This is a genomic window from Streptomyces sp. 2A115, assembly GCF_052245575.1.
In the GTDB taxonomy this organism is placed as follows: Bacteria; Actinomycetota; Actinomycetes; order Streptomycetales; family Streptomycetaceae; genus Streptomyces.
Genome location: NZ_JBQQCG010000033.1, coordinates 29,655 through 46,503 on the forward strand (window position 1 = coordinate 29,655; position 16,849 = coordinate 46,503).

Here is a 16,849-nt window from a genome sequence, read left to right on the forward strand (position 1 = left end):
AACTCGCAGTCCACCAGGACGCCGGTCCGCTCCCCCGGGCCGGCGCCCTGGTATGCCGGGCCGAGCGTGCGGGCGAAAGCACCGGACTCAAGATGACCCACCCGGGGACCCGGCTGAGATACCTGAACGGACTAGGGGCCCCTAGCGAGCGGTCCGCTTGTGCACGTACTCCACGAGCCGGGTCAGCGCGTCCGGATTCGTGGTCGGCAGCACACCGTGCCCGAGGTTGAAGATGTGTCCCTCCAGGCCGACGGCGGCGTCGAGGACCTCCTGGGTCTTCTCCTCGACGGCCTCACGGGAGGAGAAGAGGACCGCGGGGTCGAGGTTGCCCTGGAGCGCCCTGCCCGGGCCCACCCGGCGGGCGGCCTCGTCGAGCGGAACACGCCAGTCGACGCCGACGACGTCCGCGCCCGCCTCACCCATGAGGCCGAGCAGCTCACCGGTGCCGACGCCGAAGTGGATGCGCGGGACGCCGTACTCCTCGACGGCCCGGAACACCTTCGTGGACGCGGGCATCACGGAACGCCGGTAGTCGGCCGGAGCGAGCGCGCCGACCCAGGAGTCGAAGAGCTGAACGGCACTGGCCCCCGCCTCGATCTGCACCTTCAGGAAGGCCGCCGTGATCTCCGCGAGCCGGTCGAGCAGGTCGGCCCACAACTGCGGGTCGCCGTACATGAGGGCCTTGGTGTGCTCGTGGTTGCGGGACGGGCCGCCCTCCACCAGATAGCTCGCGAGGGTGAACGGCGCGCCCGCGAAACCGATGAGGGGGGTCGAGCCGAGCTCGCGCGTGAGCAGACCGATCGCCTCGGTGACGTACGAGACGTCGTCGGGCGTCAGGTCGCGCAACTGCGCGAGATCGGCGCGGCTGCGGATCGGCTTCGCGACGACCGGACCCACCCCCGGCTTGATGTCCAGGTCGATACCGATGGCCTTCAGGGGTACGACGATGTCGCTGAAGTAGATCGCCGCGTCCACGTTGTGCCGGCGCACCGGCTGGAGCGTGATCTCGGTGACCAGCTCGGGCCGCATGCAGGACTCCAGCATGGGGATGCCCTCGCGCACCTTCAGGTACTCGGGCAGCGAGCGCCCCGCCTGCCGCATGAACCACACGGGCGTGTGCGACACGGGTTCGCGCCGGCACGCCTTGAGGAAGGTGGACTCGTACGTCGCGGTCGGCTGCTGGCCCTGGGGGCGGTCATTGACGCTCACGCCGAAAAGTCTCGCACGCCGCACAGACGACGAAGCTCGGGGCCAGACAAGCGCCCCCTAAGGGGCGCGGGGAACTGCGCGAGCAACCCAAACCGACTCGCAGCCGCCCCAGAACCGAACCACACCCAATGAACCGCGCACGCACTCACGGTCACCGTCACGAACACGGAGAAACCAAGCCGTTCCCGCCGAACCGCCGGAGGCAGGGGGTGTCTCTCCCTGCGCGAAGGCTCCGTTCCCCTTAATCTTCCCCGCATGGCTGCGGCTCAGGGACGACTGTCGGAAGGCTCTGGCGGAATGGACGACGCGAAGGAGGGGGAGCGAGATGCGATGGAGACGGCTCCGCTCCCCTTCCGGGCCGCTGTCGAAGCGCTGGAGTCCGCGCGGCTGCGGCCCCAGATCGAGATCGACCCGACGAAGCCGCCACGGCGGCTCGCCCCGTTCGCGTACGCGCTGGAGGCCACGGTCGTCGACGGCGACGAGGATCTGGCGGACGGCCGCCTCATCCTGCTCCACGACCCGGCCGGGCACGACGCCTGGCAGGGCTCCTTCCGCCTGGTGACCCTGGTCCGCGCGGAGCTGGAGCCCGAGATGGCCGCGGACCCGCTGCTCCCCGACGTCTGCTGGTCGTGGCTGACCGGCGCGCTCCAGTCCCGCGGCCTCTCGTACGGCGAACCCAGCGGCACCGTCACCCGCGCGAGCTCCCACTACTTCGGCGGCCTCTCAGAGCGCCCGCCCGCCTCCCAGATCGAAATCCGAGCCTCCTGGACCCCCCGCGAGGGCACGGGCGGCGTCCCGGACACGGCCTCCCACCTGGCCTCCTGGTGCGACCTCCTGTCCCAGCTCGCGGGCCTGCCCCCGGCGGGATCGCCCGACGCGTCAGTGGTCTCACTCCCGCAGCGGCGGGATCCGCAGTCCCGATAGAGGGCGCCCCGTCAGAGGCGCGGGGCTGTGACATATGCGGCTCCTCCCACTCTCGGCTCCGCTCGAGCGGGGGACTCCCATGGTGGGCGCGGCAAGCCCCCACCGGCCGACAGCGTACGAACGGTCCTGACGCGCCCCACAAGGGGCGCGGGGCACTGCGCACTCAACCCCCACGCCCCGCGGTCGAACCACCTCCCCGGGCGCCCCTCCACGCCCCCGCAACGCACCGGGCCGTTTATCGATACGACCACTTTCGGCCGCGTAACGAAGCAGAGCGAACTCGTTCGATCTTCGGGTGATCGATCGTGCGTCCGAATTGCACGCATTGTTACTCACCAAATCGTGATCATTCTCTAAAGGCCGACGGGTTTGATGCCGAAGACCTCTGTGACCTTGAAAGCACGGTTCGTCCCGGCTTCATCCCCACAGCCGGTCCCCGTCCCCCACCCAGGAGGCCTGGTGTCCGTTCTCCTCGAGCAGCCCGCAAGCCTGGTCGCCTACCGCCCGAACAAGCCGACCGCGATGGTGGTCGTGGCCGACCCCCGCGTGCGCTCCACCGTCACACGCCACCTGTGGGCGCTCGGTGTTCGCGACGTGATCGAGGCCTCGTCCGTCGCGGAGGCTCGTCCCCGCATCGGCAACCCCCGGGACATCTGCGTCGCAGACGTCCACCTCCCCGACGGCTCCGGCCTCACTCTCCTCTCCGAAACCCGCGCGGCGGGCTGGCCCAACGGTCTGGCCCTCTCCGCCGCCGACGACATCGGCGCGGTACGCAACGCCCTGGCAGGCGGCGTCAAGGGCTACGTGGTCACCGGCACCCGCAACAACGTCGGGCTCCCCACCCGGCCGGGCGTCGCCCCCATCGGCTCGGCCGCGGCCCGTATGCACCGCCGCCCCCCGGGTTCCCCGAGCCACCCGGGTGGCTACCGCGAGCTGTCCGGCCGTGAGGTCGAAGTGCTCCGGCTGGTGGCCGAGGGCCAGTCGAACAAGGCCATCGGCGTCTCGATGGGCCTGTCCGCACTGACCGTCAAGAGCCACCTCGCCCGCATCGCCCGCAAGCTCGGCACGGGCGACCGCGCCGGCATGGTGGCGGTCGCCCTGCGGACGGGAATCATCCACTGAACGAGGTCCGGAAGCACCCATTGAGCATGAGCCGCGGTCATCCACTGATTCAGGATTCGATTCAGGATTCACTGACCTGACTGGTTTACGACCCCCACACGCCCGCCGACGGAACGTTCCGTCGGCGGGCGTCGTACATACACAGATACCCTTGACAGGTGACCGACGCCCAAGAGACCGCAGCAGACAGTTCACTGCGAACCACCGGAGGCGCTCCTCCGGACGACGTCGAACCGGCGCCGATCCCTTTGCTGGAGCCCCGCGACGGAATTCCGCCGGTGATCGCCGACGAGACCTCGCTCGCCGAGGTGATCGCCGCGTTCGAGGCAGGCAGCGGCCCCGTCGCCGTCGATGCCGAACGCGCGTCCGGCTACCGCTACGGCCAGCGCGCCTATCTGGTGCAGCTGCGCCGCGAGGGTGCGGGCAGCGCGCTGATCGACCCGGTCGCCTGTCCGGATCTGTCGGGTCTCGGCGAGGCGCTTTCCGGCGTGGAGTGGGTGCTGCACGCGGCCACTCAGGATCTACCGTGTCTCCGCGAGATAGGCATGATCCCCAGCCGCATCTTCGACACCGAGCTGGCCGGGCGGCTCGCCGGGTTCCCACGGGTCGGCCTCGGCGCGATGGTCGAGGGCGTACTGGGCTTCGTACTGGAGAAGGGGCACTCCGCGGTCGACTGGTCGACGCGTCCGCTGCCCGAGCCGTGGCTGCGCTACGCCGCGCTCGACGTGGAGCTGCTCGTGGACCTGCGGGACGCGCTGGAGAAGGAGCTCGACCGGCAGGGCAAGCTCGAATGGGCCCAGCAGGAGTTCGACGCGATCGCGTCGGCGCCTCCGGCGGAGCCGCGCAGGGACCCGTGGCGCCGCACCTCCGGCATGCACAAGGTACGCCGCCGCCGGCAGATGGCGGTCGTACGGGAGCTCTGGCAGACCCGGGACCGGGTGGCGCAGCGCCGGGACATCTCGCCGGGCAAGGTGCTGGGGGACGCGGCCATCGTGGAGGCCGCGCTCTCTCTTCCGGCCAACGTGCACGCGCTCGCCGCGCTGAACGGGTTCGGGCATCGGATGGGGCGGCGCCAGCTGGAGCAGTGGCAGGCCGCCGTGGACCGGGCGAAGGAGCTGGCGGACGCCGAGCTGCCGCAGCCGGGGCAGCCGGTGACCGGGCCTCCGCCGCCGCGCGCCTGGGCCGAGAAGGACCCGGCGGCCGCGGCCCGGCTGTCCGCGGCGCGGGCCGCGGTGTCGGCGCTGGCCGAGACGCTGACCATGCCGCAGGAGAACCTGATCACCCCGGACACCGTCCGGCGCGTGTGCTGGGAGCCGCCCGCGACACCGGATGCCGAGTCGGTCGCGGCCGCGCTCGCCGGCTACGGGGCGCGGCCGTGGCAGGTCGAGCAGGTCACCCCGGTGCTTGTCGCTGCGCTGGCTGTTGAGGGGTGAAGGACGCGTAGCCGCCGTGGGTTGTTCGGACGTACGGCGGCTGCGGTCCGTTGTGGCTGATCGCGCCCACGCGGCGGAGCCGTATATGTCACAGCCTCGCGCTCCTTGCGGGGCTTACTTCGTCGCCCCCCGTGTGAAGCCGTTGTAGATGAAGCGCTGGAGAAACAGGAAGACGATCAGGGTCGGCAGGATGACGAGGACCGTGCCGGCCGAGATCGTCTCCCAATGCGCTCCGTACGGCCCCTTGAAGCGGAACAGCGACGTGGAGATCACGCCAAGGTCCTCGGACGGCATGTAGAGGAACGGGATGTAGAAGTCGTTGTAGACGGTGATGCCCTTGACGATGACCACCGTCGCGATCGCCGGCTTCAGCAGCGGGAAGATGATCTTCCGGTAGATCGTGAAGGCGTTGGCGCCGTCGAGTCGCGCGGACTCGTCGAGTGAGACCGGGATCGACCGGACGAACTGCAGGAAGATGTAGATCGAGACGATGTCCGTGCCCATGTAGAGCGCGATCGGCGCCCAGCGGGTGTCGAACATGCCGAAGCTGTCGACGATCTGGAAGGTCGCCACCTGGGTGGTCACTCCGGGTACGAGCGTGGCGACCAGGAAGAGCGCGACGACCAGCTTCCTGAAGCGGAACGTGAAGCGGTCGATCGCGTACGCCGCCATCGACCCGATGATCACCGTGCCGGTGACGGAGATGAGCAGGATGAAGGCCGTGTTCCCGAACGCCGAGAGCATCCGGCCGTCCTGGAACGCCGTCAGGTAGTTGCCGAAGTTGAGCAGGTCGTCGGGCAGCTGGAGTGCCCCGCTGTCGTTCGCCATCTCCTTCTCGGACTTGAGGGAGGTCAGCAGGACCACGAGGAGCGGGAGCAGGACGACCACACTGGCGACGACCAGCGAGAGATACGTGAGGGTGCGGGCAATCGTCCGACGGGTCGGGGCGCTCGGACCGCTCTTGGTCATCAGACCGTTCATGGTCATACGAGATCCACCTTGTCGTCCGGGACGAGGCGGCGCTGCACCCAGGTCACCGCCAGGATGATCAGCAGCAGCACGACCGCGGCCGCCGAGGCGAGCCCCGTCTTGTTGAACTGGAAGGCCAGCTTCACCGTCTGGATCACGAAGGTCTCGGTGCCCGTCGCCCCGCCCGTCATGATGTACGGGATCTCGAAGACCGAGAGTGAGCCGGAGATCGAGAGGATCACGCTCAGGCTGAGTACGGGCCTGATGCCGGGCGCGATGATGTGCCGGAACTGCTGCCAGCGGTTGGCGCCGTCCAGCTCGGCGGCCTCGTACAGCTCCCCGGGGATCGACTGGATCGCGCCGAGGAAGAGGACGAAGTTCAGGCCCATGTAGCGCCAGACGGAGACGCCCGCCAGCGACACGTTCGCGGATGCCGGTGTGCCCAGCCAGGCGCGGTCCGTGCCGATGCCGAAGAGGCTCAGTACCGAGTCGAGGGTGCCGCCGTCCTGGAAGAAGTAGAGGAAGACGAAGCCGATCGCGACCCCGTTGATCAGATACGGGAAGAAGAGCACGCCCTTGAAGAAGTTCCGGAAGCGCACGTTGAAGCTCAGGATCGTCGCGAAGTAGAGCGCGGCGACGATCTGGAGCACCGAGGCGGCGAGGTAGTAGCCGCTGACGAAGAAGACCTCGAACAGCTCCGGGCGGGTGAAGAGTTCCACGTAGTTCTCGCCGCCCGTGTAGCTCAGCTCGGGGCTGACCCCGTCCCAGTCGGTGAAGCTGTACGCCACCATGTTGGCGACCGGCGCGTACGTGAACGCGATCAGGAGGACCAGCGGGGCGGCGAGGAAGAGCCACGGAGTGAGGCCCCGCCGGAGCCGAATCCCGCGCGGGGCGCGTGCCGTGGCGCGGGCGGCGGGCGCGGCCGACTTGGGCCGCGCCACTTTCTCGGTCGTGTCCGTCATCAGGACCCCGAGGTCTTCCGCGCCTCGGTCCAGCGCTTGCCCAGATCACCCAGGTAGTCGTCCAGGCTGCCCTTCCTGGCGCCGCGGGCGAGGTCGACGAGATCCTGGCGGTAGTCGGGCTTGTAGATGCCGACCTCCGACTGGTTGTCGATCTCCTTGACCGCCGCGCCCTTCGCGTCGTCGAGCTCCATGAACTTCACGCCCGCGTCCTCGTACGGCTTCAGCACCTCCGGCAGCGGGGCGCCCTTGACCGGCGAGAGGGTCAGGTTGTCGGCCGCGTAGCCGGACTTGTCGGTGAACCAGTCGATCCAGGCGCGGGCCGCGTCCTTGTGGTCGGAGTTGACGTTCACGGCCTGGTTGTAGTCGGGCGACATGGTCGCGCAGAACTTCCCGTCCACCTGGGCCGGGAAGGGCATGAAGCCGATGTCGTCGGGGTTGGCGCCGGCCTGCTTCGCCGCGGCCTGGAACTGGGTGACCGCCCATGACCCGAGCCACATCGTGGCGATGTCGCCCTTCGCCAACTTGGGCTTGGACCCTTCCCAGTTGGTGGTCGTCGGGTCCTTCTCGATGAGCCCCTCGCGCACGATGTCGTGGAGCAGCGTGTCGCCGACGCGCAGATCCTCGCCCTCGGCCCACGGGTCGCCCTCGGCGAGCCTGCTCGTGGCCTGGGCGTCACAGCTGACCGAGCCGTTGACATACGTCCACTGGGTCAGCGGCCACATGTCCTTGAAGTTCGTGTAGTACGGGACCGCGTCGGTCTTGGACTTGACGGCCTTGAGGCCGGCGACGAACTCGGCGGGCGTGGTGGGCCAGTCGGTGACCCCGGCTTCCTTCCAGATCCGCTTGTTGTAGAGGAACCCGGGGACCGCGCCCATCGGGCTCTGCCCGTAGACCTTGCCGTCGACCGTGCTGAAGTCGGTGAAGTGGTACTTCTCGCTCCGCTCGGTCCGCGTGCCCAGCGAGGCGAAGAACTTGGGGTAGTCGTTCTTCTTGATCACGGCGGGGATCATCAGCACATCGCCGTAGTTCTCGGTGTTCATACGGATCTTGACCTCGCCCTCGTAGTCCGTGAGGGCGTCGAACTCGACCTTGACCTTGGGATAGGTCTTGTTGAACTCGGCGGCGTACTTCTTCATCGTGCCGTCCTGCACGAGGTCGGTCCGGTGGGTGAGGACCGTGATCGTGCCGGACACCTTGTCGGCGTCGACGGGGGCCTTGGCGTCCGCGCCCTTCGACGAGCCTCCGCTCCCGGTGCAGCCCGCGGCCAGCAGTGCGGCGGCGAGGAGTGTTCCGGCGAAAGTCGTGCGGCGGTTCGTGCGGTTGTTCGTGCGATGCGTCGTGCGATGCGTCGTGCGGCGGTTCATCTGCACCAGCTCCGTTCAGGGACGGATGAGCACGAGTGGGATGGCTGGTTCCGCACTCTGGCAGGCGTTACTAAACCGGTAAAGTCTCTATTTCGCCAACGATGCCAAAGTGTTTCCCAGCCCTGGTCAGCGGTTGACTAGACCGGTTTAGGAGTGCGCATGCTGGACGTCACGCCGATCCACGAGGGATGGATCCTGCGGCACGACGGGGCCGCGCTCCCCGCCGCGGTGCCGGGCTGTGTGCATACGGATCTGCTGGCGGCGGGGATCATCCAGGACCCGTTCCTCGGACGGAACGAGACCGAGGTGGCGTGGGTGGGGCGGCGCGACTGGACGTACGAGACGGACCTCGCTCCGATCCCGGGCGGGCACGAGCGGACCGATCTCGTCTTCGACGGTCTCGACACCGCCGCGGAGATCCGGCTGGACGGCCGACTCCTGGGCTCCGTACGGAACATGCACCGCTCGCACCGGTTCGACGTCAGGGGTCTGCGCGGCCGGCTCTCGGTGCGCTTCAGGTCCGCGTACGACGAGGCCGAGGCGGTGCGGGGGCGCCTCGGCGAGCGGCCGAACGCCTACCCCGAGCCCTTCCAGTACCTCCGCAAGATGGCGTGCTCCTTCGGCTGGGACTGGGGGCCGACGCTGGTGACGGCCGGGATCTGGAAGCCGGTGCGCCTGGAGCACTGGTCGACGGCCCGGATCGCCCGGGTGCGGCCGGTCGTGACGGTGGATCAGGGTGTGGGCCGGGTCGAGCTGAACGTGGAGGTCGAGCGGACCGGGATCGAGGCGGGGCTCAGACTGGGAGCCCGGATCGGCGGCGTCGAGGCGACCGCGGAGATCGACGGCACCAGCGGGGTCGTACGCCTCGAAGTGCCGGACGTCGATCTGTGGTGGCCGCGCGGATACGGTGAACAGCCGCTGTACGACGTGGAGTTGTGGCTCAGTCACGAAGGCCTGCTCGACATCTGGCGCCGTCGCGTCGGCTTCCGGACCGTCGAGCTGGACCGGGGCGCCGACGAGCACGGCTCCGGCTTCACCTTCGTCGTCAACGGCGAGCGGCTCTTCGCGCGCGGGGTCAACTGGATCCCGGACGACGTCTTTCCGTCCCGGATCACGCGCGAGCGGTACCGCACCCGGCTGACCCAGGCGGCCGACGCGGGCGTCGATCTCGTACGCGTCTGGGGCGGCGGCATCTACGAGAGCGAGGACTTCTACGACGCCTGCGACGAGCTGGGATTGATGGTCTGGCAGGACTTTCCCTTCGCGTGCGCGGCCTATCCGGAGGAGCAGCCGCTCCGCGCCGAGGTGGAGGCCGAGGCGCGTGAGAACGTCGGGCGCCTGATGCCGCATCCCTCACTCGTGCTGTGGAACGGCAACAACGAGAACCTGTGGGGCTTCCGGGACTGGGGCTGGGAGCGGCGGCTGGCCGGGGAATCGTGGGGCGAGGGGTACTACCTGGGCCTGCTGCCGCGTCTGGTCGCCGAGTTGGACCCGACAAGGCCGTACGCGGCGGGCAGTCCCTGGTCCGGTTCCTGGGACCACCACCCCAACGACCCGGCACACGGCACCCACCACTCGTGGGAGGTGTGGAACCGGGACGACTACGCGGACTACCGGCTCCAAGTTCCGCGTTTCGTGGCCGAGTTCGGCTGGCAGGCGCCGCCTGCCTACGCCACGCTGCGGCGTGCCCTGCCGGGTGAGACGCTCACGCCCGACTCTCCCGGCATGCTGCACCACCAGAAGGCCGACGACGGGAACGGGAAGCTGGAGCGCGGGCTCGCACGGCATTTCCCGATGCCCGAAGAAGGCTTCTCCGAGGGCGACTTCGACCGGTGGCACTACCTCACCCAGGTCAACCAGGCTCGGGCCGTCGCCACCGGAATCGAGCACTGGCGCTCGCACTGGCCCGTGTGCGCGGGCACGATCGTCTGGCAGCTCAACGACTGCTGGCCGGTGACGTCCTGGGCGGCCATCGACGGCGACGGCCGGGAGAAGCCGCTCTACCACGAGCTGAAGCGGCTGTACGCGGACCGACTGTTGACTCTTCAACTCCGCTCCCAAGGGCTGGTGTTGGCCGCCATCAATCAGGCGGCCGAGGCGTGGGAGGGCAGTCTGACGCTGCGTCGGATGTCCGTCGAGGGCGTTCTCGTGGCCGAGACGAGTGTGGGGCTGACGGCGGAGGCTCGGGCGGTCGCCGACATCCGTGTGCCGAAGGAGCTGGAACCGGTCGGCCCCAAGGAGTTCCTGGTGGCGGACGCGGAGGGACTGCGGGCTGTGCGCTTCCCGGCGCCCGACCGTGAAGTCCCGTACCCGCGCCCCCGGTTCGACGTGACCGTCGCTCCGGGCGAGGTGACCGTCACAGCCCACACGCTCGTACGGGATCTGCTCCTGCAGGCCGACCGGCTGGCGCCCACGGCGGTGGCCGATCGAGGGCTGGTGACCCTGCTCCCCGGCGAGCGCGTGACCATCGGCGTGCGCGGCTGGGAGACTCCGGATGCCGAGACCGCACGATCCGCCCTGTACTGCGTGGAGCCCGCACGATGACGACACCACCCCGCGTCACGATCAAGGACGTCGCAGCGCGGGCCGGAGTGTCCAAGGGGGCCGTGTCCCTCGCGTTCAACCAGAAGCCGGGGCTGTCCGACGCGACCCGGGACCGGATCTTCGAGGCGGCGCGCGAGCTGGGCTGGGCGCCGAACCTCGCCGCCCGGTCGCTGTCCAGCCGGCGGGTCGACGTGATCGGCCTCGCCATCTGCCGGCCGGCGAAGCTGCTCGGGCTCGAACCGTTCTACATGGAGTTCATCTCGGGCGTGGAGAGCGTGCTGACCGAGCACTCGTGCTCCCTGCTGCTGCGGCTCGTGCGCACGGTGGAGGAGGAGGTCGGGCTCCAGGACTCCTGGTGGCGGGGGAAACAGATCAGCGGGTCGATCCTGGTGGACTTCCAGGGGGACGACCCGCGCGTGCCCGCCGTCGAACGGCTCGGCATGCCCGTCGTGGCCGTCGGGCACCCCTCGCTCACCGGCGGCCTCACCTCCGTGTGGACCGACGACGCCACCGCCGTCACCGAGGCCGTGCGGTATCTCGCGGCGCTCGGGCACCGGCGGGTCGCCCGGGTGGGCGGCGCGGCGGCGCTCGGGCACACGTCGATCCGTACGGCCGCGTTCGACGCGGCGGCGCGGGCGTTGGAACTGGCCGGGGCCTGGCAGGTCGCCACGGATTTCTCGGGGGACGCGGGGGCTCGGGCGACGCGGTCGTTGCTGACCGCAGCGCCCGCGGATCGGCCGACGGCGATCGTGTATGACAACGACATCATGGCTGTGGCGGGGCTGTCGGTGGCTTCAGAGATGGGGCTGTCGGTGCCGGGCGATGTCTCGCTGCTCGCTTGGGACGACTCTCAGTTGTGTCGGCTGACGCATCCGACGTTGTCTGCGATGAGTCATGACGTGCATGGGTTTGGGGCGGAGGTGGCTCGTACGTTGTTCGGGGTGATCACTGGGGATGGTGCGGGGTCTCATCCGGTACCTACGCCGGTGCTTACGCCCCGCGGGTCCACGGCGCCACCAGGGGGATGAGAGCGGATGTCTTATGCGGGGTGCGGGCCGTATGTGGCTGGTCGCGCCCACGCGGCGGAGCCGCATAGGTCACAGCCGCGCGCCCCTTCGGGCGCCCCCCACCACAGCGAGTTTTTATGATGTGACCTTCGCCGCTCCCGTCCCCCGGACTGGGCAGCATGGTTACCCGTAAGTAGCATGGGAGGTGAGCGCGCGCTCAGGCGTGTGTGTCGCGTAGCAGTGCCATCCCGCATCTGGAGGAGAGCCATCGTGCCTCGTACCGTCAGGGACGTCGTCTTCGTCGACGGCGTCCGCACCCCGTTCGGCAAGGCGGGCCCGAAGGGCATCTACCACGAGACCCGCGCCGACGACCTCGTCGTGAAGGCGATCCGGGAGCTGCTGCGCCGCAACCCCGGTCTCGACCCCAAGAAGATCGACGAGGTCGCCATCGCCGCGACCACGCAGATCGGCGACCAGGGCCTGACGCTCGGCCGCACGGCCGGAATCCTGGCCGGGCTGCCGCAGTCCGTCCCCGGGTACTCGATCGACCGCATGTGTGCCGGTGCGCTCACGGCCGTCACGACCACCGCGGGCTCCATCGCCTTCGGTGCGTACGACGCCGTCATCGCCGGTGGTGTCGAGCACATGGGCCGCCACCCGATGGGCGAGGGCGTGGACCCGAACCCGCGGTTCGTGAGCGAGAAGCTGGTCGACGAGTCCGCCCTCTTCATGGGCATGACCGCGGAGAACCTGCACGACCGCTACCCGCACATCACCAAGCTGCGCGCCGACGAGTACGCGGTGCGCTCGCAGGAGAAGGCCGCCAAGGCCTACGCCAACGGCAAGATCCAGCAGGACCTGGTGCCGATCTCGGTGCGCAACACCAACGCGGAGGTCGGCGAGACGGGCTGGGGCCTGGTCACGGCGGACGAGCCGATGCGCCCCGGCACGACGCTGGAGAACCTCGCCGGTCTCAAGACGCCGTTCCGCGTGCACGGCCGGGTCACCGCCGGTAACGCGGCCGGTCTGAACGACGGCGCCACCGCCTCGATCATCGCCTCCGAGGACTTCGCCCGCGAGCACAACCTGCCGGTCAAGATGCGTCTCGTCTCGTACGCCTTCGCGGGCGTGGAGCCCGAGGTGATGGGCTACGGCCCCATCCCGGCGACCGAGAAGGCCCTCGCCAAGGCCGGTCTGTCGATCGAGGACATCAACCTCTTCGAGATCAACGAGGCGTTCGCGATCCAGGTCCTGGCCTTCCTCGACCACTACGGCATCGCCGACGACGACGCGCGCGTCAACCAGTACGGCGGCGCCATCGCGTACGGCCACCCGCTGGCCTCCTCCGGCGTCCGGCTGATGACGCAGCTGGCCCGCCAGTTCGAGGAGCAGCCGGAGGTCCGTTACGGCCTCACCACCATGTGCGTCGGCTTCGGCATGGGCGCCACGGTCATCTGGGAGAACCCGCACCACAAGGACGCCGGAGGCGACAAGTGAGCACCGCTGAACTCCTGAAGGGCGCGGCCGAGCTGTTCCCCGACGAGGTCGTGACGTCCGCGAACGTACGCCACCTCGACCTGCCGTTCGGCGCCGGGCGCTTCGCGCTCATCACGCTGGACAACGGCTTCGACCACACCAAGCCGACCACCTTCGGCCCGGCCTCGCTGGCGAACCTCAACACCGCGATCGACCAGGTCGAGAAGGATGCCGCGGCCGGCGAGATCATCGGTGTCGGCGTCACCGGCAAGCCGTTCATCTTCGCGGTCGGCGCGGACCTCAAGGGCGTGGAGCTCCTGAAGAACCACGACGACGCGCTCGCCATCGGCAAGGGCGGCCACGAGGTCTTCAAGCGCCTGTCGGCCCTGGCTGTACCCACCTTCGCGTACTACAACGGCGCGGCGATGGGCGGCGGCGTCGAGGTCGGGCTGCACTGCGAGTACCGCACGGTGTCGAAGGCGATCGCGGCCTTCTCGCTCCCCGAGGTCTTCCTGGGCCTCGTCCCCGGCTGGGGAGGCTGCACGCTGCTTCCGAACCTCATCGGCGCCGACAAGGCCGTCTCGGTCGTCATCGAGAACTCGCTCAACCAGAACAAGCAGCTCAAGGGCCAGCAGGTCTACGACCTCGGTATCGCCGACGCCATCTTCGAGGGCGCGGACTTCCTGGAGCAGTCGCTGCTCTGGACGGCGTCCGTCCTCAAGGGCGACATCGCGGTCGAGCGTCCGGTGATCGACCGCGGCGAGGCCTGGGACCAGGCCGTCGCCAAGGGCCGGTTCATCGCCGACGGCAAGGTGCACGGGGCGGCTCCGGCCGCGTACCGCGCGCTGGACATCATCGCCGCGGCCAAGAACGGTGACCTGCAGCAGGGGTACGACGCCGAGGACGTGGCCCTCGCCGACCTGATCATGGGCGGCGAACTCCGGTCCGGCATCTACGCGTTCAACCTCGTCCAGAAGCGCGCCAAGCGCCCGGCGGGTGCGCCGGACAAGAACCTGGCGCGTCCGGTGACGAAGGTCGGTGTCGTGGGTGCGGGCCTGATGGCCTCGCAGCTCGCTCTGCTCTTCCTGCGCCGTCTGGAGGTGCCGGTCGTGCTGACCGACATCGACCAGGAGCGCGTCGACAAGGGTGTGGGCTACGTCCACGCCGAGATCGACAAGCTGCTCGGCAAGGGCCGGATCAACCAGGACAAGGCCAACCGCCTGAAGGCCCTGGTCACCGGTGTCCTCGACAAGGCCGAGGGCTTCTCCGACGCGGACTTCGTCATCGAGGCCGTGTTCGAGGAGATCGGCGTCAAGCAGCAGGTGTTCGCGGAGGTCGAGGCGGTCGCCCCGGCGCACGCGATCCTCGCCACCAACACCTCGTCCCTGTCGGTGTCGGAGATGGCGTCGAAGCTGAAGAACCCCGAGCGGGTCGTCGGCTTCCACTTCTTCAACCCGGTCGCGATCCTCCCCCTCCTGGAGATCGTCCGCGGCGAGCAGACCGACGACGCCTCGCTGGCCACGGCCTTCGCCGTCGCCAAGAAGCTGAAGAAGACGGCTGTTCTGGTGAAGGACGCCCCTGCGTTCGTCGTGAACCGCATCCTCACGCGCTTCATGGGCGAGATCCAGAACGTCATCGACGAGGGCACGTCGGTCGAGGTCGCGGAGAAGGCTGTGGAGCCCCTGGGCCTCCCGATGTCTCCTCTCGTCCTCCTCGAGCTGGTCGGCCCCGCGATCGGTCTGCACGTCTCGGAGACCCTCAACCGGGCCTTCCCGGACCGCTTCACGGTCTCCCCGAACCTCGCGGCCGTCGTCAAGGCGGGCAAGCGCGGCTTCTACGTGTACGACTCCGGGAAGCCGGAGCTCGACCCCGAGGTCGCGGCTCTGCTGAAGCAGGGCGATGTCGTCCTGACCGAGGAGCAGGTGCGGGCCCGGGTGCTCGACGCCGTCGCCCAGGAGATCGGGCTCATGCTCGACGAGGGTGTCGTGGCCGAGGCCCAGGACATCGACCTGTGCCTGATCACGGGCGCCGGCTGGCCCTTCCACCTGGGCGGCATCACGCCGTACCTGGACCGCGAGGGTGTGTCGGAGCGCGTGAACGGCAAGAAGTTCCTGGCTCCGGGCGTGGCGTCGGTTCCGGCGTGACACCGAACGCGAGTACGTGAAGAGGGGCCCTCCGCCGGTCGGCGGAGGGCCCCTCTCTCATGCGCTCGCGTCGTCCTGCTCGGCCGCGGCGGGCCGCGCCCTCAGTTCGGCCTTCTCCGCGTCCAGGACGGCTCTGCGCCTATGGGCGACGTACAGCTCGTGCGGGTCAGACCTCCTGCCACGCCCTCAGCGCCAGCCCCGGCTCGTCCTTGCGGCGGGTGACGAGGAGGCGGCCGGACGACGGGGACAACGTTGCCGCGACCACACGGCCGTCGGCGTCCTCCGTCAGCGACACCTGGGCGTCCGGCGGCAGTTGGGGACCGGACTCGGTCCACCAGGCGCCGGCGGACTCCAGTTCGGTCGGGTAGGCGGCGAAGGCGACCCGGCCGCCGGCCGTGCACTGGGCCAGCAGAGTGCAGTCCTGGTCCTCGATCAGGCAGCGGACGGCCGCCACGGGGCCGGGACCGGCGGCGGTGAGCAGCGCGACGGGCTCCTCGCCGGCTCGCCAGGCGCACAGGGTGTCCGTCTCGTCCGTGAAGAACAGGGTCACGTGCTCCTCGGAGGTGGCCAGCGCCCGCAGGGTCCCCGGCCTGGCCGCCACCTTGAGCGGTGCCTCGTCGAGTGCCGGGATGTGGCCCGATCCCGCCTGGGTCCAGCGCAGGATGCCGTCCGGCGAGGTCGCGTACAGCTCGACACGTCCCGAGGCGCGCGTCACGGCCGCCAACTCCCCTTCCACGTCGCGGCCTTTGAGGTCGCGCCAGGGGCCCCAGCCGCCGCGTTCCTTCTGGCCACGCATGCTCACGCCGCCGCCCGCGTTGCGTACGAAGACGTGGGCGCGGCCCTCGGCGTCGACGGCGACGGCCGGGACGCCGGTCCGGTCGCCCGTCTTGTTCGGGTGCCCCAAGGGGGTCCAGTCGAGAGCGGCGAGCAGCGGCCGGAAGTGCGTGGTGTGGACGAGCCCGGCCTCGCCGGGGACGGTGGGCCGCCACGAGGCCAGATGAGCGTATTGGTCGGCTCCTTGGCCCACGCCCAGCACGGGCTGCACGCGCTGGGCGCCACCGACCGCGCGGGGCGCCGCCTCCCAGGCGCCGCCCGGGTGGTGCTCGGCCCGGCACCACACCGCTTCCTCACGCGGGGCGTAGGCGCTGAGTCGGCCGTCCCGGTGGCTTATGAGCCAGTCGCCGTTACATGTGCGGACCATTGACACTCCCCCACTCTAATCGGGCCGCGTGATCCGCCTCATGCGGCCCTGGCCTCGTGCGACCCTGGCCTGATGGACGCCCCTCTCCTCCTGATCGTCGACGCCGCCAACGTGGTCGGATCCGTGCCCGACGGCTGGTGGCGCGATCGCCGGGGTGCCGCGGAGCGCCTCCGGGACCGGCTCGTCCCGTACGCCACCGAGGGGCTTCCGGAACACCCGGGTCCGCTGGACGTCGTCCTTGTGGTCGAGGGAGCCGCCCGTGGGGTGGCCTCCGTCCCGGACGTACGGGTCGACCCGGCGTCCGGCAGCGGCGACGACCGGATCGTGGAGCTGGCCGCCGAGGCCGCGGGGCGCCCGTGCCTTGTGGTCACGGCCGACCGCGAACTGCGGCGCAGGGTGGCCGAGTTGGGGGCGGACGTCACGGGCCCGCGGACGGTCCGGCCCTAGCTCTCGCCCCGACTCGCTTGCGATCCGGCCCCGTAGTCTCCGCCGAA

13 protein-coding genes are annotated in these 16,849 nt (G+C 69.7%); 8 read left to right on the forward strand and 5 right to left on the reverse strand.

Features of this window, described 5'->3' with window-relative positions; genetic code table 11:
* Positions 1 to 141: 141 nt before the first annotated feature.
* The gene (hemE, locus tag ACTWQR_RS26820; protein WP_443229729.1) at positions 142 to 1,209 is read right to left on the reverse strand and encodes a uroporphyrinogen decarboxylase; all 1,068 of its coding nucleotides are present in this window, start codon (positions 1,207 to 1,209) and stop codon (positions 142 to 144) included.
* 297 nt (positions 1,210 to 1,506) lie between these two features.
* Here hemE and ACTWQR_RS26825 point away from each other — a divergent pair, with 297 nt between their 5' ends.
* The 3 genes from ACTWQR_RS26825 to ACTWQR_RS26835 all read left to right on the forward strand — a co-directional run bounded on the left by ACTWQR_RS26825 (position 1,507) and on the right by ACTWQR_RS26835 (position 4,688).
* On the forward strand, positions 1,507 to 2,133 hold the full coding sequence (locus ACTWQR_RS26825; protein WP_443229730.1) for a DUF3000 domain-containing protein: 627 nt from the start codon (positions 1,507 to 1,509) through the stop codon (positions 2,131 to 2,133).
* A 459-nt stretch (positions 2,134 to 2,592) separates the two neighbouring features.
* The gene (locus ACTWQR_RS26830) at positions 2,593 to 3,255 is read left to right on the forward strand and encodes a response regulator transcription factor (RefSeq protein ID WP_266474130.1); all 663 of its coding nucleotides are present in this window, start codon (positions 2,593 to 2,595) and stop codon (positions 3,253 to 3,255) included.
* A gap of 158 nt (positions 3,256 to 3,413) precedes the next feature.
* Complete coding sequence (locus ACTWQR_RS26835; RefSeq protein ID WP_443229731.1) at positions 3,414 to 4,688, forward strand: HRDC domain-containing protein; 1,275 nt, start codon at positions 3,414 to 3,416, stop codon at positions 4,686 to 4,688.
* A gap of 114 nt (positions 4,689 to 4,802) precedes the next feature.
* Here the strand turns inward: ACTWQR_RS26835 and ACTWQR_RS26840 are convergent, their stop codons facing one another.
* Genes ACTWQR_RS26840 through ACTWQR_RS26850 form a run of 3 tightly spaced genes read right to left on the reverse strand, consistent with a single transcriptional unit; the run spans position 4,803 to position 7,983 of the window.
* Positions 4,803 to 5,669 carry a carbohydrate ABC transporter permease gene (locus tag ACTWQR_RS26840; RefSeq protein ID WP_443229784.1) on the reverse strand — a complete coding sequence of 289 codons (867 nt, stop codon included), beginning with the start codon at positions 5,667 to 5,669 and terminating at the stop codon, positions 4,803 to 4,805.
* Between the two features lie 2 nt (positions 5,670 to 5,671).
* Positions 5,672 to 6,619 (reverse strand): carbohydrate ABC transporter permease, encoded by a 948-nt coding sequence (locus tag ACTWQR_RS26845; protein WP_443229732.1) that lies wholly within the window; start codon positions 6,617 to 6,619, stop codon positions 5,672 to 5,674.
* Complete coding sequence (locus ACTWQR_RS26850; RefSeq protein WP_443229733.1) at positions 6,619 to 7,983, reverse strand: ABC transporter substrate-binding protein; 1,365 nt, start codon at positions 7,981 to 7,983, stop codon at positions 6,619 to 6,621. Before ACTWQR_RS26850 ends, ACTWQR_RS26845 begins: the two co-directional genes overlap by 1 nt.
* Positions 7,984 to 8,142: 159 nt before the next feature.
* On the opposite strand from ACTWQR_RS26850, the gene ACTWQR_RS26855 reads away from it, so the two are divergent.
* From ACTWQR_RS26855 to ACTWQR_RS26870, 4 genes are all read left to right on the forward strand, one after another.
* Positions 8,143 to 10,527, forward strand: coding sequence for a glycoside hydrolase family 2 protein (locus ACTWQR_RS26855; protein ID WP_443229734.1), 2,385 nt, complete (start codon positions 8,143 to 8,145; stop codon positions 10,525 to 10,527).
* A complete protein-coding gene (locus ACTWQR_RS26860) occupies positions 10,524 to 11,555 on the forward strand; it encodes a LacI family DNA-binding transcriptional regulator (RefSeq protein ID WP_443229735.1) in 1,032 nt (343 codons plus the stop codon). The genes ACTWQR_RS26855 and ACTWQR_RS26860 overlap by 4 nt, the downstream gene beginning before the upstream one ends.
* 249 nt (positions 11,556 to 11,804) lie before the next feature.
* On the forward strand, positions 11,805 to 13,031 hold the full coding sequence (locus tag ACTWQR_RS26865) for a thiolase family protein (protein WP_443229736.1): 1,227 nt from the start codon (positions 11,805 to 11,807) through the stop codon (positions 13,029 to 13,031).
* Positions 13,028 to 15,154, forward strand: coding sequence for a 3-hydroxyacyl-CoA dehydrogenase NAD-binding domain-containing protein (locus tag ACTWQR_RS26870; protein ID WP_443229737.1), 2,127 nt, complete (start codon positions 13,028 to 13,030; stop codon positions 15,152 to 15,154). The genes ACTWQR_RS26865 and ACTWQR_RS26870 overlap by 4 nt, the downstream gene beginning before the upstream one ends.
* A gap of 166 nt (positions 15,155 to 15,320) precedes the next feature.
* On the opposite strand, the gene ACTWQR_RS26875 is transcribed toward ACTWQR_RS26870, so the two are convergent.
* A complete protein-coding gene (locus ACTWQR_RS26875) occupies positions 15,321 to 16,355 on the reverse strand; it encodes a hypothetical protein (protein WP_443229738.1) in 1,035 nt (344 codons plus the stop codon).
* Positions 16,356 to 16,427: 72 nt separating this feature from the next.
* Between ACTWQR_RS26875 and ACTWQR_RS26880 the strand changes: the two genes are divergently transcribed.
* Positions 16,428 to 16,802: an NTP pyrophosphohydrolase gene (locus ACTWQR_RS26880; protein WP_443229739.1), complete on the forward strand. Its 375-nt coding sequence runs from the start codon at positions 16,428 to 16,430 to the stop codon at positions 16,800 to 16,802.
* Positions 16,803 to 16,849 lie beyond the last annotated feature (47 nt).